Origin of the sequence: Paenibacillus chitinolyticus (assembly GCF_045038035.1) — a bacterium.
GTDB lineage: Bacteria > Bacillota > Bacilli > Paenibacillales > NBRC-103111 > Paenibacillus_F > Paenibacillus_F chitinolyticus_A.
On the sequence record NZ_CP173427.1, the window covers coordinates 5,513,910 to 5,536,607 of the forward strand.

The window sequence follows — 22,698 nt, forward strand, 5'->3', positions numbered from 1 at the left end:
AAGGCCCCGGCTTCTCTGCAGGGACCTTCCGGGTTGTCTCGCTTCGTCTTATGATTAAACCGTAAGCCCGGTTTCCTTGAAGTTCAGACGTTCCAACCGATCAATGAGCTGCCGCAGGCTTGTTTGGTCCTTGCCGTAGGACCTGACGTCCTCTCCCAGCATTTTTTCGGCCTGTTCTCTTGTGAGCGTAAAGCTGTACGCCGGGTCATCATTCGGACCAGAAGGATCCGCAATCGAATAGGTGATCCAATCGACGTTATCAATCAAACTTAACATCAGAATGGAATTCCGGTAAAAAGCTTCTCCACTGCTTGTCCCGTCTTTTAACACAGCCGTATCGTCGTTCACGACATAATAGACCGTAACTCCGTAAGGCTGCGCCTTCGTTTGAAGCTCTATGCCCCTGCCTTCCAAGCCGTTTGGCCTCGGCATTCCGCCGATGAGGCCGCCTACTTTTATATGGTTGCCGACGTAGAGCGTTTTGTTCTTCATAAGCTTTTCCATATCATACCCGGAATAGAGCGGCTGCGAGGATAGCTGGGGCGCATGCGCTAAAGGCTTGGGATTGGCTGAACAACCCAGCACCAAGGCTGCAATAACGAGCATAGAGCCTGCGGCCATCCAGGGGGAGGGCTGACGGTAGGCGAGAATATTTTTAATCCTTGCCTTAATATTCCCCTCTCCAAAAGCAAGCGGACTACCGGTCCCGAGCCCGCTCCTCCTTACCGCAAGTGAAAGCAAGGTCGCAGAGTAGCTTCCTTTAATCCGATCGCCCATCTCGCGCACCACACTCTCGTCACAGGACATCTCCATGTCCTTGCTCATGAGTGCATAAGACAGCCACATAAGGGGATTGAACCAATGGAGAGTCAGAATCACGAACGCCAGAGGTTTTATCCAATAATCCCGTCTCCGGATATGTGTCTCTTCATGCAGTAAAACGTACGACAGCTCTTGCTCACTAAGACCCGTCGGAATGTATATTCTCGGCTTCAGAAAACCGCATACAAACGGTGTGGTGATTTGGTCCGTCTCAAATAGTCGGTCTCTGACGAGAGTTGCCGTTCGGATTCTGGCTCGTATTCTCAAATAAGACAGGACACTGTAAAAGAGAAGAACGACGATGCCCGTTATCCAGATTATACTTGCAATCCACAGGATGATTTGTATGGGATTCGCGCTTGATGCCGGTACGGCAGCCGGAAGAGTCGAGTTAATAAAACGGCTTATTCCGCTTATTCCGGCATCCACCATAGGATTTTTTTGCATCCCCATGCTCTGCGGCACAAACTCCATGAAACCCGTTCCGGCTTTGCCTTGGGGCTCTACTAGCCCTAACAGGCTAAAGCTTGAAGTGAAGCTGACAGGGATGAGCAGTCTTACAGCTACGGCCGACCATAGGATGTAAGAGAATATTTTGGGAACCCGTTTCAAAAGAAATCTCGCAATCATAACCGCAAGAGCGACATAACTGGCCGTAATGCTCATAGTAAGGATCGTAAGAAATAGGCTCGTCATCGGGTCGCCTCCTCAATAATCCGCTTCAGCTCCTCAGCCTCCTTCTCCGACAATTTCTTTTCACCCAGAAAAGCGGTTAAAAACTGCGGCAAAGATCCGTTGAAGGCTTTATCTACAACCGTCCGGCTTTCGTATTTCTGCGCATCCGTTTTCTTAATGATTGCAGTGACCGTCGCTTCCTCGTTTCTGAGGATTCCCCGCTCACAAAGCTTTCTTAACACGGTATAGGTTGTGGACTTCTTCCAGCCAAGCTTTGTTTGGCTTAGCTTTACAAGATCGGTAGAATTGACCGGTTCATGATCCCAAACCAGACAGGCAAATTTGTATTCGGCGTCAAACAATTTGTACGGTTCCAATCAGATCGCCTCCTTGGGGGTTTACCAAGATAAACCTTGATGTAATGAGTTTATTGCAGTAAACCTCTGTTGTCAAGGTTCGGGGCAGCAAAAAGACCCGGCCGTCGGCTGGGTCTCTTGTATGTGGGGCGTTTCGTGAATTATAAATTCAAAATCCTTCGCCGCGTAAGGTTTGGGATATTCTGGGATAATGTAGCTAAACCCTCGCGCCTAAAGTCAATTCTTTAGAATTGATTACTAAGCCCGCTGCCCGGATGAAATCGAAACCAATGATTCCATCGATCTCCAATCCATAATTCATTTCTCCTATCTCTACTTCAAAAACTTCCAAAGAAACCTCGCCTGTCTTCACGAAGTCAAAATATTTGGAGTAAACAATTTCTACTCCCCCTACGCCCCTTATCTTATTCAGCACATCCTCAGGCTCAACCTTAACTCCGATGGCATCTACTACATCTGCGCTGAAAATCGTTCCCGCTGAACCAGTATCGAGCAAAACGTGCTTCAAATGAAGTTGTTCGCCCCGATAGCAAACCACAACTTCTACAAAAGGCAACCCGTACTTTATTTCAATATTCATCTAGGCCCTCTAACTCCCGCCCACTTCTCTCGAAGTTTCAGTTCTTCACGAGATGTGTGAAAGAACCCATACTCCCGGTAAGGCTGTTCCCGATGCAATTCATAATAACGCTTCATTGCCACTGTTGAGTCGGCAAAACGATCAATAAGTGCCACTTCATCAATGAACCAGTATCCGTCTTCTGAATGAGACTTTAAAGCCTCACAGACCACCCATTCGTCTGGAAATTGCTCTCTAACCTCTTCCCAACGCATCTTCGTCACCTCTGAAAGTTAGTACTTTTTTTACTGTCAGTATAGCACACAAAAGCTTTTGCCATAAAACAAGAGCATCTCCTTGCCAATTGTTTCATCATAAGGGGTGAACCTAAGAAGTTGGACAAGGCGGAAAGGGTGCTATTTTTGATCAAAGGAGCGTCTAAAGAGAGCATAAACTCCAGTCTTTTTGTGGCCAATACCACTTTATTTTTTGCCTTCCTCCCCTCATAACGAAAAATCGGTCACGCCCTTCTTGTAAGCATACTTCAGTGTGTAGGCGTCTCCGTTCTCATAGGGCATGGATGCAATTTTTATTCGGGTATAATCCAGCCTGTATTCTCTTAAAACTTTTTTGATCAAAGCGATACCGCGTGCTTCATCCGCAACGACGCAAAATATGTTAAGAGCATACGAAGTCGGGTCGGAAACACACTTTCCCATATCGAACCCGTCCACATGGCCAAGCCCCTCATCCGCTAAAAAAATCTCCAAGTACTCCATCACTTTGTCTTTTAACCAGTGGTCACGCTGGCTGCCTTTTACGCTTTTTAAGGGAAACTGCACGACCAGCCAACTTTTTTCACTCATCAAAGTCACCGCCTAAACGTTAAGTTAATTATCCCGCCTTACGCGGGAAAATACTTTCACCGAAGATTTCTATATTTTAACAAGGCTTATAGTCCAGTTTACACTCAAGCTATATTCAATGCGACCCGTTTTTCGAGTTTAAAAGATTTTGATCTCGCGCGTACTCCTCCCGACATTCCTTAAGAACAAAAAAAGGTCCCGCTTAATCGCTGAGACCTTTTACATGCTGTCAAAACGAGCCGCAACTCGGCAAGTCCATAAATTCGCCCCAGCCATGGCAAATGTCGAACTTCATCCGTTCCCTATTCGTGCACTTGACGGAACATGTCCGCTCCTGTGACATAGCGATATTTTTTCGTTCCACCCTTACCTGTGATCTGAAAAACTTGATTATCCGGATTATAAGTTACCGTATCTCCATATCCGGCCTTCAACGCCGCTTGGACATCGACCGATTGGATCTGGCCTTTTATGTTTTTGTAAATATAGATTTCTTTCGCATAGGTCGATGCGATAACCTCGGTTACTCCATCCTTATCCAAGTCTTGCTCGTTAATGGTCCATGCATCCATTTGTTCGTAGGCCATAACCTTATCTTCTTTTAAAGCAATCCAATACACACATCTTCTTTCGGGCCCGCATTTTCCATCCAGACGTAGATCCATCAAGCCAAAGGCATTACTCTTATGAAGTTTCGCTTCGGTCATTTTGCCATAGCCAATTTCATAAAATTCATCCTCGGCTGAGCCGGGATGGTTGAAAAGCTGAAATCCGAAATAAGAGATCGGATCCTCGTCCGGTTTAATGTAATCCATATACGTGCCGATACCCGCAATAGACACCGTTTCTTTTACATGCACAGACGCTAACGGCAGCCGCGACAAAGTATAACCCCTAATCCCCTTATCTGTATCAGGGATGGCAGACAGTTCCTTTGCAGGCTCGTAATTCAGGGTGATATCTTCGCTGGAAGCTCCGTTGGTTCCCATTATCCCCTTCTCCATTGTTTGAAAGGCAGCCGGCCAATTATCAAAGACAGGAAAGAGCAGGAGGCAGATCAGAAGACCTGTCAGCGGAGCAGCCATATAGACGAATGGTTTTTTCAGTTTCTTTCTTTGGTTCTGTTCAACCCGTGTAAGGACCGTCTGCTTCATCTGTTCAGTGAATATGCCCCTTCCAATAGAGCTTTCCTTAACCATTGCCGCCCAGTTCGTTTTCTCAGGATTCATGGTTTAGATTCCTCCATCTTCTTTCCACTTCTTTGCGTGCTCTGCTCATTCTTGACTTTACCGTTCCTTCAGAGATATGAAGCAATTCCGCTATTTCTTGAATAGTCAACTCATGCTCCAGATTCAGAACAAGAACCTCTCTTAGTTTTCGGGATAAACCCATAATAATTTTGCGGAGATCAGCAACCGCCTGATTCGCCATATAGTCACCCTCGGCTGACTGTGCTACTTGAGTACTTTTCACATTTCCAAACAACAGAATCCTCCGAAAATAACCGGATCTCAATTCATTAATCGCAATATTTCTCGTAATGGAAAAAAGCCAGGTTTTGAAAGAGGATTGTCCTCGAAAGGTAGACATTTTCAAATGGACTTTAAGAAATACTTCCTGCGCAATATCGTTGGATTGTTCGTAATTTCCGGTCAATGCATAGGCATACCTCCACACATCGTCCCCATATTGAGTCATCAAATTGTACAATTCCGTACTATCGACCTCTTGAAAATATTTCAGGTACTCTGTTTCCAATTTTTGACCCCCTCCCAACCTATTAGACAAGATACCGTCTTCAAAGTTCCCTTAATTTCGTTGGCACCAAATAAATATTTCCGAAATTAATTGGGTTAATAAGAATGCAAACGAAACTTATATGCACAGAAAAAAGGCCCAAGCCTATCTGCTTGGGACCTTCTAGCCAAGATTATTGTTGCTTCTCTGCCATGGCCCCAGTCTGCTTGAACACGAAATTAGCGGGGCATGAAACCTGTCGCTGTGGGTTTAAGAACACATTTACTTTTTCAAACCGGCTGCAACGAAAGGTCCCTTTACCGTTAATGTAGAGAGGATTAGAGCCATCTCTTCGGGAGATTCTTTCCCGTCACCATTCAACCATTGCTGTACAACCCCCATATGTGCCGAAGCGATATAAGAAACTAAATACTCACTAGGAACAAGCAGAGTCTCCTGTTTAATAAGTGGAAATTCATTTCTTACAAACAGTGTATTCCACATGAAATCCTTCAATTTAGTCAGGAAATTCAGATCCCCTTTGGGCCCCGAGACCGCTCTCATAAATTTCCGGTTCAGATTTAGATATTCAAAGATCGAAACCATAACGGTAAAAGGCGCCGTCGGGGAAACATTTGAGTCAAGGTCCGCAATAATATTGACCAAGTTCTGTTTTACGATTTGGGACAACCCGATCATAAACTCCTCTTGGCATTTGGCTATTAGGTCATATTTATCTTGATAATGGGCATAAAAGGTCCCCCGATTAATTCTCGCTTTCGTCGTAATATCCTTGACTGTAACGGCTTCGAAACCCTTCTCCTCTATTAAATCGATTAACGCTTCCCGGATAGACTCCTTCGTGCGAATGATTCGTAAATCCGTACTCGTTTCCCGCAAAGCCAGTCATCTCCTTTATTAATGATATCGGACACATTCCTAAGTTGTGTTGGATAACCGTCACATCGGCTATTTCTGATCATTGTTCCCTGTGTATTTTGTAATTATAATTGAATCAATAAACAACACGTTGTCCTTTTTCTTCAATTATATCTGGAAATGAAGAAGGGTTCAACATCCTGTTGGCACCCCATCATTTAAAGGTTTTGAAACAGAAGATGTTCCGAAAATGAGGGAAGCGGAAAGGGGAATGATAGATGCCGCTTATTGAGATTGAACATTTGACAAAGGATTATGGTCATAATCGCGGGATTTTCGACGTTTCCTTTAGTATTGAAAAAGGGGAAGTTTACGGATACTTAGGGCCCAATGGAGCGGGTAAGACGTCTACCATTCGCCATATTATGGGCTTTTCCCGCCCGCAGAAGGGGCACAGCTTAGTCAACGGACTTAATAGCTGGGAGCATGCCAGCGAGATCCAAAAGAACCTTGGTTATCTGCCGGGTGAAATCGCTCTGCCCGAGTCACTGACCGGCAATCAATTTATCAAAATGATGGCCGAATTACGGGGCATCACGGATATGACCCATACGAAAAACCTGATCAGGAAGTTTGAACTGGACCCGGCCGGCAGCTTGAAACGGATGTCTCTTGGGATGAAACGGAAGCTCGCTATCGTCACCGCTTTCATGCATGACCCCGCTGTACTTGTGCTTGATGAGCCTACAAGCGGATTAGACCCGATTATGCAGGCCCTCTTTATCGAGTTTATTAAGGAGGAGAAAGAGAAGGGCAAAACGATTTTAATATCGAGTCATATTTTTTCCGAAATCGACGCGACTTGCGACAAGATATCCATCATCAAGGATGGCCGATTAATCTCTTCATTCGTGGCAGATGATTTGCGCCATAACGAGATCAAAACATTTAAGATCGAATTCAAAACCGAAGAATCGTTTAATCGTTTTGACCGTGAAGGAAAGGCACATGAAAAATGGGAGGCCCTGTCTTTAACGCCTCACAAACATCAAGCCCTGCTGCGTATTCACGATAATGACATCAATGCTTTTATCTCTTTTATTGCCGACTATGAAGTAAAGTTCTTTTCGGAAATAAAGTTTACGCTTGAAGACTATTTCATGAAGTTTTATGACCGTCGTAACATCCAAGCAGCGGGAGGTGCCGAACCTGATGCCGTCTATCCAAATCAATAATTTAACAAAAAACTTTGGCGATGGAAAAGGTGTGTTCAACCTCAACCTAACGATCGAGAAGGGCGAGGTTTTTGGATTCGTAGGAACGAATGGAGCCGGTAAAACAACAACTATTCGCCATATGATGGGTTTCTTGAAACCCGAAAGCGGCACTGCGACGATCAAAGGAATGGATTGTTGGACCGATTCTGCCGAGATCAAAAAGTGGATCGGTTATATTCCGGGAGAAATTGCATTTCCCGATGCACCGACCGGTTCTGAATTTTTAAGAAGGCAAGCGGAATTATTGGGATTAAAGGATATGTCCTATGCGGAGAGCATAATTAAAAAACTGCAGCTTGATCCTACGGCCAACTTGAAAAGAATGTCCAAGGGGATGAAACAGAAAACGGCGATTGTCGCGGCTCTGATGGCCGATCCCGACATTTTGATTTTGGATGAGCCGACTACGGGATTAGACCCGCTCATGAGGGCCGAGTTCGTAGACATTTTGAAGGAAGAAAAGAAGAAAGGCAAAACGATTTTCATGTCGAGTCACATGTTTGAGGAAGTGGAGCACACGTGTGATAAGGTCGCGTTAATCAAAGGCGGGAAGTTGATTGCGGTCAAGCCGACAGCCGAGATAATGCACAACGAGAACAAAGTGTACAAAATCGAGTTCCTTTCCAGCAAGGATTACCGGCGCTTTTTGTCCGAGCCGTTTGATTTTGCCGAGAAACGGGAGAGCCGGAATCAGGTACTTGTCCGGATTAACGACCGTGACATCAATTTGTTATTTGGGACATTGAAGGGGTATCCAATCAGATTTATTGCGGAAAAGAAGTTTACGCTTGCCGACTATTTCAAGGAATTACTATAAGGAGGAAGCACCGATGCTCAGCAAACCGATTTTCAAACAAACATTGAAGGCGAATTTTAAATTATGGCTGATCTTTACCCTCATCATGACGGTGTTTCACATGGTTTTAATTGCCGTGTTCGATCCAAAAACCTTATCCGACATGTCGGGTATGGTCAAGGACACCCCGCTTGCCAATTTGCTCGGAGAAGCTTCGTTTCTCGGCATGCTGGCCAAAACCTTCTACGGCATTCAGGGTATCCTGCTGCCGGTCGTCTTCATTATTATGACCGCCAACAGTCTCATCGCCTCGCAAGTCGACAGAGGTTCAATGGCATACTTGCTCTCTACACCGACGAAAAGGAGCACGGTCGTTCTTACTCAAGCGGTCTACCTGATTACATCGCTTTTCGTTATGGTCCTGATCGTTAACTTGGCCGGTCTTGCTTCCATCCGTATTTTTCAAGGGGATCTCGACTTAAACAAGATGGATTATCTGAAGCTTAACATAGGTTTGTTTCTTTTAATGTTTGCAACCAGCGGTATTTCATTCTTTTTCTCCTGCTTATTCAATCTGTCTAAAAACTCTTTGGCGTGGGGAGCGGGAATACCGATGGCTTTTTTTCTCCTTAAATTGATGGGAGACGTGGACAGCAGCCTGGAAGGGTTAAAATATGTATCCATGAACGCTCTGTTCGATACGCATGCGATTTTAAACGGCGGCACTTACACGCTTCAATTTGTTGCGCTTGCTGTTGCAGGATCTGTGCTTTACATGCTGGGCATACGCGTCTTTAAACAAAAGGATTTGCCGTTATGATGAATTGGAAAAACAACTTTCGACAATTACGGGTTTGATTAAAAAAGGAGTGGTTTATTATGAACATGTTAAAAAACAAGCTCGCCTTATTAGCGCCAATTATTGCTTTCGTGGTCCTATTTATTTTTTCCCTTGCCCTTTTTCCATCCGTTCAAGTCCAGCCAAAGAACTTGCCCGTCGCCATTGTCAACGAAGACCAGGGAGTGGAAATTCCGAATCAACCCAAGATGAACATGGGGCAGAATATCGTGGATATGATACAGAAAACCCCTTCCTCAACAACCGGCGAGACCCCGGCCGTAAAATGGGTGACAGTCAATAATATCGAAGACGTACAACACGGCTTAAACGACCAAAACTATTACGCCGCCCTTGTGATTCCAAAAGATTTTAGTGCAAAGCAAGCTTCATTGCGCACCCCAACACCCACTTCGCCGGAAGTGCAAATCTTTATTAATCAGGGAATGAATACGGCAGCATCCACAATGGCAGGGCAAATCTTGAACGGAGTCGTCGATAATATGAACAACAATGTTCGTGCCCAGCTCCTTGCAGGATTTAAAAACCAAGGAGCGACGCTGACGACGGAGCAGGCTTCCGGCTTGGTAACCCCTATTGCCAAGAAGGTTACGAATGTCAATGAAATCGGCACGAATAGCGCAAACGGCAACGCCCCCATTTCATTGTTCCAGCCGCTTTGGATGGCAAGTATGGCGAGCGCGGCGATAATTTTCATGGCCGTCAGCAAGACAGCTTCTAAAACCCGAAAAGAGAACCTTGCCGTGAAACTAACGCAAATTGTATGGGGCGCTGTGGTTGCGGTAATCGCCGGCTTCGGATTAACTTGGCTTGCAGGGAGTATGGTAGGACTTCATATTCCACAATTTGCGGATACAGCACTTTTCTTAACCATTACCTTTTTCAGCTTTTTTCTTCTGATATCGGCCGTAATGTCATGGCTAGGCATTAAAGGAATTTCTCTCTTTGCCTTAATGCTCTTTTTTGGCGCTCCCTTACTCGCCTTGGCTCCAGAAATGATGTCCTCTTTCTATCGGGATTGGGTCTATTCTTGGCTGCCGATGCGTTATATGGTGGAAGGACTTAGAGAGTTGTTCTTCTTCGGTAAAGGGATAAGCTGGAATCATGCGGTATCCTCGCTTACTTGGATTGGGTTAGTGAGCGCCGTCGTTATCCTTGCTTCCGTTTTGAAGCCTCGTGCCGTACAAGAACAACAAAAACTTGAAGTCTAAACTAAAGCTGTGCGGATTGCGAAGTGGTCATTGTCCCGCTTCCTCGAACAACAAAAAGACCCGGTCTCTCGGCCGGGTCTTTTTGCTGTTGTATGGAGGCGACCGCGGCTTGTAAAGCCACAATTCGCCGCAACATGCTGAATTGGATGTTTTTCTAACGGGATCTCATTGGCTGTCTCTAAACGACTACCGGCATCACAGGAGCGTTACCCATGCTCTGCTAGCCATGCAACCCTCCCGTTAAGCGGGGGCTATGACGATAGGGTCCTATCGGGATTTGGATTAGGCTCGTTAATCCTTGCGAAGTCATCTTGTAGATCTCATCACATAATCGTGCATCGAATCCGAGGAGCGGATGTCCCCCTAATCCGACAGCCGTTGCCGCTAACAGCAGTCGCTGCAGCAGCATCCCCGCTTCCATCTGTTGGATGCGGTATCCCCTATACCCCATCTCTGCTACAAGATGATCCTTGTCTCCTGCAATATGAAAGCATAGCGGTACTTGGAACAGGTTCACATTATCCGAAGGCATTCCTTCCTGCAGTTGGAGCCGGTGATCCCCATGACGTACCAACCGTAACGCATGAGCAGCACTGTCATAATGGTAAGCGCCCTCCGGAATGCCTTCAACGTTATACAAACAGACGTACAGTGATACGCGGGAAACGGGGTTCTCACGGGCCCCATCCAAATCATTCCGATATCTGAAAGAAGCCGTGGCCTCCCGCAGCAGCAAGGCCAGCTGCTCTTGGCTTACCTTGCTCATCCTAAAATCACTGTCCGGTGAATACCGCCTCCGGCTTACTGACGCCAGATCATACAACAATCGCTTCACGTAGGGCAGCACCACCACATGACCCCCGCGGTGAGCGATCTTCTTCTCCCCTGCTCGCGGTATCGATCGAAGCGATTCCAATAGGGAGGCTTCGTTCATTTTGATCAGCATCGGAAATTCCTTAACCCTCCGGGAGCGGACGTAATGATGATGCCGAACCGTTGGCAGCTCCCGGCATAATTCGGCAGCGGAGACGCTCCCCTCTCCCTCTTTTCCATGGGCAAACCAAGGGATCGCCGGCTCCACCGACAGCGGAATCACCGCGTAAACACTCTCCTCTTGTTCGGATATTCCGAGAAGATGATTTGCGGCCCGATCAAGAAATTGGAAATACACTCGCGATGCAAAACCAAACCGTTTGGCCACCTCCAAGAGCTGTCCGATCAGCGCGCCTGCATCCAGTCCTTGCAGGCGGTAGGAAAAACTATGGTATTTAAAAAAGTTTTTCCAAAACATGGTCGATATAAAAACCGTCCCAAAGCAAGCCGAAGCGTCATAGCGATTACCCGTAGCCCCGGCTAAATATGAATCGAAGTCGCCTTCGCGCAGCAGCACCAAGCGGTGGTGTGCCGCATCATAATGATAGACCCCTGCAGGCAAATCCTCTATCTTCAAATACACGTATAATTCATTCGGATATAACGCTCCCCCGGAGGGAGCAAACCGTCGGTACAGCTGCAGCAGGCCCATGGTTTGTACCATGGAATTCGAGGCAAGAACGGACTGGGACAATTGAGTGAGCCCGAATACGTACCAGAGAAAATGACCCGTTCGACGAAGGTCGGGCTTCATTGGAGCCTCGCCGCCATCGAGCGTCAGCGGTATTTCCGGAGATAACGGAACCACAGGCAAGCCGCGATAGAGCTTATAGGCAAGCGGTCCGTCTTCCCAATCCACCTCCAAGTCCGGTGGTTTGGTCTCGTCAATGTCATAATGTAAATTGTACAGAAACGCCTCCAGACTCATCCTTGTCCCTCCTTATATGAACGAGGGTGGTCCACCACGTCCACGTTTTTACACCTATGGAAACGGATGCGGATATGGATTGAGATCTTCCAGTCTCAGCGGCTTCTCCGCATACCCGAGTTCCGCAGGTACCCGGAGCACCCGCTCCAGCCCTGCTAAACGGGTAAAGTGATGTCCGAATGTCATCGGCAGCATCCCGGGGATCAGCACCTTTACGCAATGCAGTCCATTTCGCATGATTTCCGGCGCTGTCACATCCACCACGATCACATCGAGATTCAGTCGGTGGAATGCCTTGAGAATATCCTTCAGATCATCCGTTAAATCGGCATGCCTTGCCTCCCGCTTGAATTCCTCTTCAAACGTTCGCAGCGGGCGATTGTCGTCTAGCAGAAATTGCAGGCGCTCCTCCGCTTGCGGCAATCCGTAAAGCAGTGAATGATCCTCCATCTGCTGGACCAAGGATGAATCATGGAACATTCGAACATACGTCTCTCGGTTCGCATCAAACTTCTCGTCAAGGGACAGCACCATGCCGGCCAGCTCGTGCACCGCGCTTTTCACGGCCCGTAACGGATCGGGATGAGCGCCGGCCGCACAGATGAGATTCACTCCGGTTTGTTTCCTGTTTTTCGCCACTCCCCATACACTTGGAATCCCGTTCTCCATCGTCGAGTTAAAGAAATGCACATCAAACCCCGCCACCGCCCGCAAACGATCGATCATCAACTGCAATTCTTGGTCGTTAGCGGAATAAAGGTCAAGGCGCGGGAGAGGCAGCTGCGCATACCAGGTCATCAGAAACGAATCCCGTTCCACCACTTCCAATATGCCGTAAAAGATAGCCTCCTCCAAACTTCCGCCTAACGCGCAACCGTTGGAAGTTTCAAACACAAAGCTGTGCCCGCAGCCCATACTGTAATAGGCAAGCTGTTCCGGAACTAGAATCGGACGCTCTTGCAAAAACGAATACCCCCATACCCAATTGATTGGGTGATCGGGATCAAACGTTGTATACGGAGCCCCCGGCTGAGCATACTGTTCCTCCGTGTGCGCCCCCACCTTGACGGGATCGAGCGCTTGATCTTTCAGATTGCGGAAGCTATCACGGACTACCGTCCGTTTGCTTCGGGGCGCCAGACCGCAGTACCGCTCCAACCCTTCCAATATGGCGGTCAGCTCGCTCACCGCATAGGAATGCGTCCGACCTGCCGTTCCCACGTCTTCTGCAAGCAGCGGCAGATTCACACTCACATCAGCAAACGGCGACTTGAGGTCAACCATTTTCCCGTTCAGAAAGCCGGTCCGGTAATCGAGATAGTCTTGGGCCAGAACTTTATTCAGCTCCTCCACCCTGCGGCAGCGGTAACTGTCTGCGCTGATCTTCGGACTTGGCTGCAACGAGATATGGGCTGCCGCCGGTGAATCGTCAAGCAATTGACTGCAAATCGGACACAGCGGGTCAGGGAGAACGAGGTGAAGTGTACTCTCCAGCGTTTTCAGGTTGATCAAAAACAACCTCTCTGCCGAGTGAACCGTTTGGCCTTGTAACACCTTCCGAGTTTCTACTGCCAGCAAGTGAGCCACCTGCAAAAGTCCCGTACGTGACGCCCATGCATCACGCTCTACTCCCCCGAGTGTCACCAGTCTCCGCTGCAGCTCCCGCATTTCCTTGCGCTCGCGTCCCGCCATGAGGCGCCGCGTGTCTGCACACCGGGAGCATCCACGTGTACCCGGACGAACCAGCGGTCCGATCACGCCCTCACCAAACGAAACGAAGCCACGCAGCCAAGGGATGCCGGCTGGCTGCAGCAGCTCTTCCGCCTTTTGATGAATATTTGGGTTCCAAGCATCGTCCAACACCAGAACCAAATCCACCGCTTCCGGTACTCCTGCCTCGAAATCGTTCTGACGAACGACCTCAAATTGGGTTAACAGTTCTCCGCACACGCAGTCCGCCAACACCCCTTCTCCAACAATCACAACGGCAGCGCTCACCGGGATCCCTCCTCTCGCAGCACTACACCAAATACCCCTGCCGCTCCCTCTTTCAAGAACGGTTCTACCGCCAGATCGAAGACCAGGAGCCTCTTACGGTTTCGATTCAAAACCTGCAAGGCGGATTGCAGAACCGCTGGTTGTGACATTCCTTCACATGCGGGGATCTCGAGATTTAGCGGCGCCTGTTCTTCCAAAAGCACGGACGAAAACTCCACTGCTTGCGATTTGAAGCCATCCGGTTGATTTTGTGCCTCCAGCAGAGCCTGTTGTAACGCCTTTCGCAACGCCAAGGTCACATTTAAGCCTACACCGCGATACCAGCAATCACTCGTACGGACCCACACCACAGGAAATCCGGATACTTCCTCTCCCAAGGCGATCACCGGCGTTCCCTTCATCGTCGTCAATGCTTCCAAATAAAAAAGACAGTGTTTATCTTCTACCGTACGCAGCTGTATCCGGGAGGCCAAAGGCAATTGAGACGCCTGCTGCTTGCCCAGCGCATCCTCCAAACACTTTTGCAGCCCTCGGCAGATACCTTCCGCAGACACCTCACCCGCTCCGATACCGATAAATTCCCGCGGTTCTATCCTGCCGGCCTCTTCGCCCTGATGGGCAGGAAGCATCGAAACGAGCAAACCGGCCATTCGCGACACATATGCTTCAATCCCGGCCAGTCCCGCTTCCCGCCGCGCCTCCTCATGCGTCAGATCGGCACAAATCATATCTGGCAGCAGCACAGCGGGTCCTTCCGATAGCGGATCGATGGCCTGAACGCGGCACTGAGAGAGCGGCAGCTGCGTTAAATCGCCCTCCTCCCAAACATGAAAAATCCCTGATTCCGCCGATGTCAGCCGGCTAAAATAAGGAATCGATCCATTCTCGCTTTTGTTTGGTCCCCGTTCGAGCTGAAGATCTAAATCATGAATCCATTCGGGTGCGCTAAGTCCGGTCACAAGCGGATGGGGCAGGAACGAATGCCATTTTCCTTCCAAAGTCTCCAGGTTAAGCAGAAAAAACCGGTTATTCTGTTCCGAATCGTCCGCTCCCGTAATCTTTTTAAACAGCTCAAACACGCTCACATTGGCCAACATGGCTCCCGCTGTCGAAGAAAAGGTGTGCAGCTGCGGGTCTTTAGAAATTGCGGATTGGTGCAGGCGGCGCCACGCCGACTCCCAGCACCCCTCGAAATCCGGGTGAACCAACGGTCCCGCCAGACCCGCCTGCTGCAGGCATACGGCAGGAAGAAACAACTTCTGCTCCTCCCGGCAAGCTGCATGAAGAATTCGAAGCTCCCGGGCATCGCCCTCCCGTGCCACAAACACAATCGAATCAAACGGTCTCACAGCCTGCCGCCACCAGCTCCCATCCCCCTTCGGCAAAGCAACCTCCTCTACTGCCACCTCGGAGTCTGTTATACGCGCATGTGCCACCAGCTCTGCCATCCGCTGCCGATCAGTCGACTCTGTGCCCGAGACCAGTACATGAAACTTGGGCAATCCGGATTCAAGCAGCGCGGAAATCGCCGAGATCAAAAATGGACCCGAACCGACCACCAATACTTTGGTCTGACGATAGCACTGAAACCGATAAGCGCCCGAATCACCGAAATGATCCAAAAATTCAATTTGAGAAGCATACTTTGTAAGAACCTCTTCCGGCAGTTGATGTGGTGTATCCTGGCTCACATCTCTGGCAAAGCCGTTACGATAAAAAACTTCCGCAATTTCATATACCTGGTTCCGGTGCTGGTCCGGCAGTCCGGCAGTCAAATCCTCCAATTTATGCTCCCCATTGAATATAGGTATCAGTGTTTCAATCCACTGATCGATCGCCTCCCCTTCCATGCGGAACGAACTTACATTATTTCGAAAATACACACCGCTTACATCAGGAAGAAAAAAGGTATCCCTTTTAACTTTTAGACGCATCGAAGGGTTCAAATTTGCCATTCTACTCCTCCTCCGTAGGCTGCTCTCCATCTGCTCCGACACTTCACAAGTAATCTTATGTACAGCTATTTGTCCCTCATGACTGTAACGTTGAGCTTTTGTCTTTTCGTCGTCAGGGCAAAACACCCCTAAATTAGATGAGATTAACCCAAGGGTTTTTCTAACATCTATTCTAGGGGTGCACATCAACATGATTCAGGGCCTTTCTCTTCTCATTAGACAACCGCTCTTTCAATGGAGAAATAAGTAATATTGGACCCAACTATTTACTTATCGGCAATAAATACCTTATTGTGCTCAACGGTGACAATTGGAGCACCTGAAGCAGCTGGAGCATCTGAAACAACTAGAACACCTGAAACAGCTGGAGCAATTGAAACAATTCGTACAATTGAAACAACTAGAACAACCAAAACAATTGAAGCAGTTGAAGAAGCACAAACGAGCCGATTCTTCGTTTTGAGCGTTCCAAGGAGTCACCTCACTCGCCGTAAATTGGGAAACATTCAATTTCGTTAAATCATTTTTGAAATCGTTCATAACCTTACCTCCATTTTTCATAAAAAATTTGATTGGCAGCATAACTCGCACTGGCAAGAAAAACTGAACCAAGATTATCAAGTAAAAAAGCTTCGGCGTCCTTTTCAAAGGGCGACGGTGTTTCTGCGAGAAACAATTGCCCTGACGTGATCCGCCAATTCTAATACTTCATGACAACATATGAATCGGGCTCCGCTCTTGTTACTGATCCAAATGCCTATATTTTATTTAATTTCGTCCATTCAAGTTTGAAAATCGCCTCTTAGCATTAGCTGAGACAGCAATATCAAAAAAGCTTGCCGGCTGAACAGCGTCATGCCGGGAAAATACAAAAAGAAGCTTCCCACCATTACAGTGACAAAGCTCCTTTGACTGGAACCATATCGTTGCCGCGAGCCCATGCGAATTCAAAGATTGATCGGTGTAGTGTTTACATCTTAGTGATCACTGGAAAGACATTTTGGACACAATGAATTTTGTATCCTTATTTTACTTACTAAATTGACCTGAAGATCTTGTTTTACTATAGTCTAAAGGGGTTGTTTAATGACTATCGGTGAAGCAACAAACTATTTTGCGGGAAATCCTATAGAAGTTAATAAACTGGGAATTATATTATAGCGGAGATCTTATATTGGGAATGATTAGAGCGTGAAAAAAATATCCAAGCTTCTATTGATGTGCGTTCTCAGCATTATGTTTTTGCCTTCACCAATTTCTGCGGAACCGCTAAAGGCTTCAGAACATAATATTACCGATGCATTTTTAGCAACTATTGCACCTGCAATTGGCAATGCTCTGACTGGTTATTATGGCGAACTTAAACAGTTCGAACTTTACGATGCAAAAGTCGTGAGTCTGGAAAGAAAAACACAAGGTGGGTTCGACTTCATTTGTAAAGTTGCAGTGACTACCTTTGAAGGAGCCCACAACCCTCCATATGGAGACGACATTCTTACATTGGATATTTCGGGAGGGAAAATACATGTAATAAAATTTGAGCATAAAGATAAAAGAAAAGGTTGACCAATATGCAATTAAATACAATACACAAAAAAACCTCCAAAAATCTGAAGTGCACCCCTTAGAATGGACATTGGATGAAACCCCTGGTTTATCCGATGTCCATTCTAAGGGGTGCATTTTTATGCCATTGAAAAAGGGGCAAAAGCTTCAAACGTACAGTTTCGAGACGAAGAAGCAAGCAATCGAGATGCGATTGCAAGGGATGACGAAGCAAAAAGTAGCGGAATTGCTGGGGATTGCAGACGTTGGAAGGTTAAAAGTGTGGATGCGGCGTTACAATCAGATGGGTGACTTTTGGCTTATGGATGGGCGTGGGAAACCAGAGGAATATTCTGATGCCAATCGCTATGTTAAACGATTAGAAATGGAGAATGCCGTTCTAAAAAAGTGGTTGGCGATTACGAAGGCGGAGGTGTACCAGAGAAATATAGGCTCGTCCATGAGCTCCGTGAAAGCTTTAGCGTTGCAGAGCTCTGTAAAGAGGTCGGCGTCTCCCGAAGTGGATACTACACTTACTTAAAGCGGATCGGTGAAGATAAGAATGCAGCGGATAAGCAACTCATCCGTGCCACATACGAACGTTACAACGGAATTTACGGCTACCGACAAGTTCAGTTGTTCTTATGGCAAGATGAGAAGGTCTGGATGAATCACAAGAAAGTTCAACGATTCATGCAAGCGATGGGGCTACGCTCCACCATACGTCGTAAATACCGCACTCAAGGTCGGATCTGGAACGTAGGCGATCGGGTCGTTAAGAACAGCTTGGATCGACAATTTCGAGCGGATAGCCCCAAACAAAAATGGGTCACGGACATCACCCAATATCGAATTGGGGAGGTATGGCTCTATCTCTCCGCGATTAAAGACCTCTGTCAGAACGAAGTCGTAAGTTACCATATGAGCCTTCGAAATGATACGGAGCTTGTCCTACAGACGTTTTCGAAAGCATTTGAAAAGGAGAAGGACGTGACCGGGATGATCGTACACAGCGATCAGGGAACCCAGTACACGTCCTACAAATACCACGACATGCTGCAGAAGGTTGGCGCCCAAATCAGCATGTCTCGCCGAGGCAATTGTTATGACAATGCCTCGATGGAGAGCTTCTTCTCGCATCTCAAAACGGAAGGGCTCTACCCCTATGATATTCGATCCGTCGAAGAAGCACAAAGACGAATTGAAGACTATATTCACTTTTACAACAACCGTCGACCGCAACGAAAATTAAACAAGCTGTCACCGGTCGAGTACCGGAAACAGCTTGTTGGATAGGGTTTTTCTTTAGTGTCCACTAATTGGGGGCTTGACCAATCGTTATAAACGATCATGGAGGTTTTTTCTCACTCTAAGTCGCGAGTGATTGGAAGCATCTCCTTGCTGCAGTGGCAAAATTATGTTTCAAGTCACACAGCCTCTCGGCTAGCACCTTTTGCTGTATGATGGAGACGAGGGGAGTACTGCAATCCTATCTAACCTGCTCACGCAGCACATCCTTCTGCCGACAACCCTAGCGGTAGATTGCAATCCCGTGCTCCTCCGCTTCGCTCCGTCCGCGCGGACTGAACCCGCGGGGTTCCCCTCCGGCCTCCCGGAACAGCAAAAAGGCCCCAGCCTCTCGGCTGGGACCTTGCTGTGTGTATGGAGGCGAGCCGTTGTGTAGTAAATCCACAATTTACTTGATTATAATTGTCGATTCCTTAATTTCGTTCATCATTGTTTCCACTCTTTCCCTGCGAAGCACCTTCACGCTTTCCTGCCCAGCCTCCAAAAAAACGAGGATAGGCAGCGGCTTTAATACTTGCAGGATGTACAACTCAATCTTTTTTTTGGAGTAATTATTCTTTTTAAAACTGAAACCAAATCCAACCTATGAGCATCTAACCATATATAAAACTTGCAAGTCGAAACTAAGGAGGTTCCTCCATATGGACATTGAGAAAATCCAAAAAGCAAGGAAGGGAGACGATCGCAGTTTTTACGAGTTGATTTCAGAGCGAAAAGAGCTTTTGTACAAAACGGCTTTTCTGTACGTCAAAAATGAACAGGATGCGATGGACATCGTAGGTGAAACGGTATTTCATGCTTACCGATCGATTAGAAAGCTTAACCACCCCGAATATTTTTCCACCTGGCTCATTAAAATATTAATCAACCAAGCACTAGTCTCACTGAGAAAAGCTAAGCCCACTCTTTCGCTTGAGCGAGAAAACGAATTGGCTCTGGGTATACCCGGTCCCTCGGTGGAAGACAAGCTTGATCTTCTAGGAGCTGTTGAGAAACTCAGCGATCCTTATAAGACCGTCATCATACTGAAGTACATACATGATCTGCCGAACCATCAAATAGCAGAGGTATTAGCAACCCCGATTGGGACCATCAAAACTCATTTACATCGAGCGATCAAGCAATTAAGAATGAGCATGCTGAGAGGAGAAATAAACAATGAATCTTGATATCAAAGTACCTGATAACTTGGACGCCGTCATCCTTGATGCAATGAGTCGAGCGCGCCGTAAAAAGCGCAATCGATTAAATATGGCGGTATCGGTAGCATCTGTTGTGGTAGTCGTTCTGCTAAGCTTGAATACGTCTTCTGTTTTCGCTTCTTTTTTTAAAAATCCTCTGAATTTCATTCATACGATCAATACTGAAATGTATAACAAACTTTCACAGTCCGTTAACCTGAGTCAAACCAAGGATAACCTGACCTTCACGATCAAGGAAATTGTATCGGATCCGCACCGTTTATATATCCCTTTTACAATGGAGACGAAAGCAGGTATGGAAAACAAACTCCGCTATAAGTTCACCGATGCTAACGGAAACGTGTTGTTTGAAGAAATAGGGTTTGACGATAAAGGGAATCATATCAGCGGACTTCAAAGCAATCATTTTATTGCCGGAGGGAGTAGCAGTATCGATGAGGAACAGCCTGGTGTGTACAGTGGTCATTTTGATCTACAGGCGTCTATGCACTATCAGTTTACGGAGAATATCAAACTGGAAATCGCTTTCTCTGACAATCCCGTCAAGACTTGGACATTTGATTTGATCAACAAGCCCAAAGACATTGAAATTTATGAGTATGCAATTAAACAGGATATCAATCTCCGTGTGAATGACAAGACATATAATCTGCGTGCCGAAAACCTGGTCTTTTATCCGACCACGACTACACTTTACTTGACGACAGTCAAGGACGGACATAATGTAGAGTTCATAGAAAAAATGCACTTGGAAGATGAGCAAGGAAACCGTGCGGAATATAGAGGAGACTTTACGGAATTGGACTCTAAAGGGGACTACGTGACTCGAAAGACCTTTGACAGTTTGCATATGTTCAAACCCAAAGAACTTTATCTGGTGATTGAAGAGATTAGGGACTTAAATTGGATTTCCAAAATCGGAGAAGCGGAACCAACCTTTAAAGTAATGAAACGCGTGAAGCTTCAATAATTTTGGGGTGATCTCGATACACCATAAACTGTTATTTCGACAATGATCGCTAGAATTACAAAAAGAGTCCTAGTCATGTTAAAACATTGGCTAGAACTCTTTTTCATTGTTGTGGATTTACCATATGGAGGTGAAGGGAGTCGAACCCCTGTCCGCAGATAACGACACATAAGCTTCTACGGGTGTAGTCACGGGTTTGATGTCAACCCGGTCATCTGTGCTCGGTAATAGCATTCTCAGACCAAGCAGGTATTGACTTTACACAAAAAATTAGCTTACCGTGCATCATTTCCGCAATAATCGAGGGTACATATGTATTATCAATGATGATAACCTGATCTGCGATGGCTAAAGCAGGTTTTAGATTTTGTAAAGACTGACCGTATCGAAAGCGAATGTCCTCTTCTGCGATCCAATGCCCACCCTGCTCGACACGAGAAGCTACACGGTCTATATGCATCTGGACGTCTTGGAGACCGATATAGTACATGACAATATCATATCCGTTTTCTTTAGCAATTTGCATATGTTTCAGAACAAATGTACCTGATAACGTCGTTTCAATAGCAAAATGTTGACCTCTTTGAATGAGAGACCGGATTCTTCTAACAGCTTCCCTTCCAGCAGACAGGTCGGCACCTCTGGGATCATCGGGCTTTAATTCCCGTGCAATCTGGTCTGGGTCAATCAGTTCACCTAACCATTCTCTCATTTGCAAGCTGATTGTGCTTTTGCCAGCTCCATTGGTACCAGCAAAAACGGTCATGATTGGTTTGGTGTCACTCATGATATTCAAATTCCTGTCGTTTTCCGGTTGCATCAAAAACGATCTCGAACTTATTTCCTTCTGCGTCTTCACGAACACGTTTGTTATTCTTTATATAATAGATAGATGCACCTGACTCTCTGGCTTGCTTCCGTGCATGTTGATTCGCTTTTTTCAAAACTTCTTGGAGTTGTTCTCGATTTGCAAACATCTTCAATCCCCCTCCAGTTTTAAAATTATGCTTATTATATCACAAATTGAAATGCCACCAACCAGAACACTGGTTGGTGGTTTTAAGTACCTTAATGTAAGCGAGAGAACGAAGCTTATGCAAAAACAGCAACTTCTTTCGTCAATCCCAACCTAATTTAATCGCCCTTTGAAACTTCATCCAGTGTGTAGATCTTTGCATTCTCAATTTGAATAAAAGCTGATTGAAGTTCCTCATCCTTTTTCCATTGTTTTATTAACCCTTTTGAGTAGTCCCAGTAACTCTTCACTTCCTCCGCTTCAAAGATTTGATAGCCATTAATCCATAATTCAGGACGCATCTCTTTATTATCGTATATATAAAGAAGTGCCTTCTTAGGTAAATAACTAAGTCGATAACTTATCGTGAATCCCCTAGACCTTTTCCTTAAATTATCTACTTCTCCCCAAGCCTCGAAATTAAAATATGTTACATGACTCCTCTTCTCCGAATGGGTAAAACAATCACCACATCCATTACAAGTTAGCTCAATTGCATTATCTTTTTCATAACTTCGCCCAGTGCAAATCCTAAAATTATATGGTTGATGGCATTTCGTGCATGTTAAGCAATCATCAGTTACCTCTTTTAATAGGCTCAGAATGTCAACAATTCTCTTTTGTGTGAAGTCTGGTTCATCATCAGCAGTTAACTCTCGTATCATTTCAGTTTGAAGTTTGAATAAAGTAAATAAAGATCCCTTCTTAATTAGTTTTTTTAATAAATCCTTATAATCTGCAATTTGAATTTCCTCTTCCTTTTCAGTAGCCATTAAGGTCATTATTCTCACTCCAAATCTAATATTATAGTAATTAGTTTTACCAAAATAATAGATTCATATACAA

The 22,698-nt window shown here is 46.2% G+C and carries 23 protein-coding genes and 1 pseudogene; 9 read left to right on the top strand and 15 right to left on the bottom strand.

The window, feature by feature from the left end; genetic code table 11:
* Window positions 1–54: 54 nt before the first annotated feature.
* The 8 genes from ACI48J_RS24840 to ACI48J_RS24875 form a co-directional block, all read right to left on the bottom strand.
* Window positions 55–1,518 (bottom strand): M56 family metallopeptidase, encoded by a 1,464-nt coding sequence (locus ACI48J_RS24840; RefSeq protein WP_405080739.1) that lies wholly within the window; start codon window positions 1,516–1,518, stop codon window positions 55–57.
* Window positions 1,515–1,874: a BlaI/MecI/CopY family transcriptional regulator gene (locus tag ACI48J_RS24845; protein ID WP_405080741.1), complete on the bottom strand. Its 360-nt coding sequence runs from the start codon at window positions 1,872–1,874 to the stop codon at window positions 1,515–1,517. The genes ACI48J_RS24840 and ACI48J_RS24845 overlap by 4 nt, the downstream gene beginning before the upstream one ends.
* Before the next feature lie 196 nt (window positions 1,875–2,070).
* Window positions 2,071–2,454: a retropepsin-like aspartic protease gene (locus tag ACI48J_RS24850; protein WP_405080742.1), complete on the bottom strand. Its 384-nt coding sequence runs from the start codon at window positions 2,452–2,454 to the stop codon at window positions 2,071–2,073.
* Complete coding sequence (locus ACI48J_RS24855) at window positions 2,451–2,708, bottom strand: hypothetical protein (RefSeq protein ID WP_217560223.1); 258 nt, start codon at window positions 2,706–2,708, stop codon at window positions 2,451–2,453. The genes ACI48J_RS24850 and ACI48J_RS24855 overlap by 4 nt, the downstream gene beginning before the upstream one ends.
* A 228-nt stretch (window positions 2,709–2,936) precedes the next feature.
* Window positions 2,937–3,299, bottom strand: coding sequence for a hypothetical protein (locus ACI48J_RS24860; protein ID WP_405080743.1), 363 nt, complete (start codon window positions 3,297–3,299; stop codon window positions 2,937–2,939).
* 302 nt (window positions 3,300–3,601) lie between these two features.
* Entirely contained in the window at window positions 3,602–4,528 is a 927-nt protein-coding gene (locus ACI48J_RS24865; protein ID WP_405080745.1) for a hypothetical protein, read from the bottom strand.
* On the bottom strand, window positions 4,518–5,057 hold the full coding sequence (locus ACI48J_RS24870; protein ID WP_405080746.1) for an RNA polymerase sigma factor: 540 nt from the start codon (window positions 5,055–5,057) through the stop codon (window positions 4,518–4,520). The genes ACI48J_RS24865 and ACI48J_RS24870 overlap by 11 nt, the downstream gene beginning before the upstream one ends.
* Window positions 5,058–5,318: 261 nt before the next feature.
* Window positions 5,319–5,936, bottom strand: coding sequence for a TetR/AcrR family transcriptional regulator (locus ACI48J_RS24875; RefSeq protein WP_405080747.1), 618 nt, complete (start codon window positions 5,934–5,936; stop codon window positions 5,319–5,321).
* Between the two features lie 257 nt (window positions 5,937–6,193).
* Between ACI48J_RS24875 and ACI48J_RS24880 the strand changes: the two genes are divergently transcribed.
* From ACI48J_RS24880 to ACI48J_RS24895, 4 genes are all read left to right on the top strand, one after another.
* Window positions 6,194–7,150 carry an ABC transporter ATP-binding protein gene (locus ACI48J_RS24880; protein ID WP_405080748.1) on the top strand — a complete coding sequence of 319 codons (957 nt, stop codon included), beginning with the start codon at window positions 6,194–6,196 and terminating at the stop codon, window positions 7,148–7,150.
* Entirely contained in the window at window positions 7,116–8,009 is an 894-nt protein-coding gene (locus ACI48J_RS24885; RefSeq protein WP_405080750.1) for an ABC transporter ATP-binding protein, read from the top strand. The genes ACI48J_RS24880 and ACI48J_RS24885 overlap by 35 nt, the downstream gene beginning before the upstream one ends.
* 13 nt (window positions 8,010–8,022) lie before the next feature.
* Window positions 8,023–8,808, top strand: a complete 786-nt coding sequence (locus ACI48J_RS24890) for an ABC transporter permease subunit (RefSeq protein WP_405080752.1) — start codon at window positions 8,023–8,025, stop codon at window positions 8,806–8,808.
* 65 nt (window positions 8,809–8,873) lie between these two features.
* Window positions 8,874–10,058: a YhgE/Pip domain-containing protein gene (locus tag ACI48J_RS24895; protein ID WP_405083284.1), complete on the top strand. Its 1,185-nt coding sequence runs from the start codon at window positions 8,874–8,876 to the stop codon at window positions 10,056–10,058.
* A 220-nt stretch (window positions 10,059–10,278) separates the two neighbouring features.
* Here ACI48J_RS24895 and ACI48J_RS24900 read toward each other — a convergent pair whose 3' ends face one another.
* The 4 genes from ACI48J_RS24900 to ACI48J_RS24915 all read right to left on the bottom strand — a co-directional run bounded on the left by ACI48J_RS24900 (window position 10,279) and on the right by ACI48J_RS24915 (window position 16,394).
* On the bottom strand, window positions 10,279–11,859 hold the full coding sequence (locus ACI48J_RS24900; protein ID WP_405080753.1) for a SagB family peptide dehydrogenase: 1,581 nt from the start codon (window positions 11,857–11,859) through the stop codon (window positions 10,279–10,281).
* Between the two features lie 54 nt (window positions 11,860–11,913).
* Window positions 11,914–13,857, bottom strand: coding sequence for a TOMM precursor leader peptide-binding protein (locus ACI48J_RS24905; protein ID WP_405080754.1), 1,944 nt, complete (start codon window positions 13,855–13,857; stop codon window positions 11,914–11,916).
* Window positions 13,854–15,812: a putative thiazole-containing bacteriocin maturation protein gene (locus tag ACI48J_RS24910; protein WP_405080755.1), complete on the bottom strand. Its 1,959-nt coding sequence runs from the start codon at window positions 15,810–15,812 to the stop codon at window positions 13,854–13,856. Before ACI48J_RS24910 ends, ACI48J_RS24905 begins: the two co-directional genes overlap by 4 nt.
* Before the next feature lie 297 nt (window positions 15,813–16,109).
* Complete coding sequence (locus ACI48J_RS24915) at window positions 16,110–16,394, bottom strand: heterocycloanthracin/sonorensin family bacteriocin (protein ID WP_405083285.1); 285 nt, start codon at window positions 16,392–16,394, stop codon at window positions 16,110–16,112.
* Window positions 16,395–17,003: 609 nt separating this feature from the next.
* On the opposite strand from ACI48J_RS24915, the gene ACI48J_RS24920 reads away from it, so the two are divergent.
* The 5 genes and pseudogenes from ACI48J_RS24920 (at window position 17,004) to ACI48J_RS24940 (ending at window position 20,837) form a co-directional block, all read left to right on the top strand.
* Window positions 17,004–17,378 carry a DUF3888 domain-containing protein gene (locus tag ACI48J_RS24920; protein ID WP_326052130.1) on the top strand — a complete coding sequence of 125 codons (375 nt, stop codon included), beginning with the start codon at window positions 17,004–17,006 and terminating at the stop codon, window positions 17,376–17,378.
* 121 nt (window positions 17,379–17,499) lie between these two features.
* Window positions 17,500–17,898 carry a transposase gene (locus ACI48J_RS24925; RefSeq protein WP_405080756.1) on the top strand — a complete coding sequence of 133 codons (399 nt, stop codon included), beginning with the start codon at window positions 17,500–17,502 and terminating at the stop codon, window positions 17,896–17,898.
* A pseudogene (locus ACI48J_RS24930) lies at window positions 17,853–18,653 on the top strand (IS3 family transposase); the annotation flags it as partial. The gene ACI48J_RS24925 and the pseudogene ACI48J_RS24930, both read left to right, overlap by 46 nt.
* A 653-nt stretch (window positions 18,654–19,306) precedes the next feature.
* A complete protein-coding gene (locus ACI48J_RS24935; RefSeq protein ID WP_326052131.1) occupies window positions 19,307–19,834 on the top strand; it encodes a sigma-70 family RNA polymerase sigma factor in 528 nt (175 codons plus the stop codon).
* Window positions 19,824–20,837: a DUF4179 domain-containing protein gene (locus tag ACI48J_RS24940; RefSeq protein WP_405080757.1), complete on the top strand. Its 1,014-nt coding sequence runs from the start codon at window positions 19,824–19,826 to the stop codon at window positions 20,835–20,837. Before ACI48J_RS24935 ends, ACI48J_RS24940 begins: the two co-directional genes overlap by 11 nt.
* 211 nt (window positions 20,838–21,048) lie before the next feature.
* Here the strand turns inward: ACI48J_RS24940 and ACI48J_RS24945 are convergent, their stop codons facing one another.
* The 3 genes from ACI48J_RS24945 to ACI48J_RS24955 all read right to left on the bottom strand — a co-directional run bounded on the left by ACI48J_RS24945 (window position 21,049) and on the right by ACI48J_RS24955 (window position 22,634).
* Window positions 21,049–21,624, bottom strand: coding sequence for a zeta toxin family protein (locus tag ACI48J_RS24945; RefSeq protein WP_326052133.1), 576 nt, complete (start codon window positions 21,622–21,624; stop codon window positions 21,049–21,051).
* Window positions 21,617–21,814, bottom strand: coding sequence for a hypothetical protein (locus ACI48J_RS24950; protein WP_054403700.1), 198 nt, complete (start codon window positions 21,812–21,814; stop codon window positions 21,617–21,619). Before ACI48J_RS24950 ends, ACI48J_RS24945 begins: the two co-directional genes overlap by 8 nt.
* A gap of 157 nt (window positions 21,815–21,971) precedes the next feature.
* Entirely contained in the window at window positions 21,972–22,634 is a 663-nt protein-coding gene (locus ACI48J_RS24955; RefSeq protein WP_405080759.1) for a hypothetical protein, read from the bottom strand.
* Window positions 22,635–22,698 lie beyond the last annotated feature (64 nt).

What these genes read in the sequence shown, in the direction of transcription:
- ACI48J_RS24840 (WP_405080739.1), bottom strand. Translation starts at nt 1,518, where the DNA reads ATGACGAGCCTATTTCTTACGATCCTTACTATGAGCATTACGGCCAGT.
- ACI48J_RS24850 (WP_405080742.1), bottom strand. Translation starts at nt 2,454, where the DNA reads ATGAATATTGAAATAAAGTACGGGTTGCCTTTTGTAGAAGTTGTGGTT.
- ACI48J_RS24855 (WP_217560223.1), bottom strand. Translation starts at nt 2,708, where the DNA reads ATGCGTTGGGAAGAGGTTAGAGAGCAATTTCCAGACGAATGGGTGGTC.
- ACI48J_RS24860 (WP_405080743.1), bottom strand. Translation starts at nt 3,299, where the DNA reads ATGAGTGAAAAAAGTTGGCTGGTCGTGCAGTTTCCCTTAAAAAGCGTA.
- ACI48J_RS24865 (WP_405080745.1), bottom strand. Translation starts at nt 4,528, where the DNA reads ATGAATCCTGAGAAAACGAACTGGGCGGCAATGGTTAAGGAAAGCTCT.
- ACI48J_RS24880 (WP_405080748.1), top strand. Translation starts at nt 6,194, where the DNA reads ATGCCGCTTATTGAGATTGAACATTTGACAAAGGATTATGGTCATAAT.
- ACI48J_RS24890 (WP_405080752.1), top strand. Translation starts at nt 8,023, where the DNA reads ATGCTCAGCAAACCGATTTTCAAACAAACATTGAAGGCGAATTTTAAA.
- ACI48J_RS24895 (WP_405083284.1), top strand. Translation starts at nt 8,874, where the DNA reads ATGTTAAAAAACAAGCTCGCCTTATTAGCGCCAATTATTGCTTTCGTG.
- ACI48J_RS24900 (WP_405080753.1), bottom strand. Translation starts at nt 11,859, where the DNA reads ATGAGTCTGGAGGCGTTTCTGTACAATTTACATTATGACATTGACGAG.
- ACI48J_RS24910 (WP_405080755.1), bottom strand. Translation starts at nt 15,812, where the DNA reads ATGGCAAATTTGAACCCTTCGATGCGTCTAAAAGTTAAAAGGGATACC.
- ACI48J_RS24915 (WP_405083285.1), bottom strand. Translation starts at nt 16,394, where the DNA reads ATGCTGCCAATCAAATTTTTTATGAAAAATGGAGGTAAGGTTATGAAC.
- ACI48J_RS24925 (WP_405080756.1), top strand. Translation starts at nt 17,500, where the DNA reads ATGCCATTGAAAAAGGGGCAAAAGCTTCAAACGTACAGTTTCGAGACG.
- ACI48J_RS24935 (WP_326052131.1), top strand. Translation starts at nt 19,307, where the DNA reads ATGGACATTGAGAAAATCCAAAAAGCAAGGAAGGGAGACGATCGCAGT.
- ACI48J_RS24940 (WP_405080757.1), top strand. Translation starts at nt 19,824, where the DNA reads ATGAATCTTGATATCAAAGTACCTGATAACTTGGACGCCGTCATCCTT.
- ACI48J_RS24945 (WP_326052133.1), bottom strand. Translation starts at nt 21,624, where the DNA reads ATGAGTGACACCAAACCAATCATGACCGTTTTTGCTGGTACCAATGGA.
- ACI48J_RS24950 (WP_054403700.1), bottom strand. Translation starts at nt 21,814, where the DNA reads ATGTTTGCAAATCGAGAACAACTCCAAGAAGTTTTGAAAAAAGCGAAT.
- ACI48J_RS24955 (WP_405080759.1), bottom strand. Translation starts at nt 22,634, where the DNA reads ATGACCTTAATGGCTACTGAAAAGGAAGAGGAAATTCAAATTGCAGAT.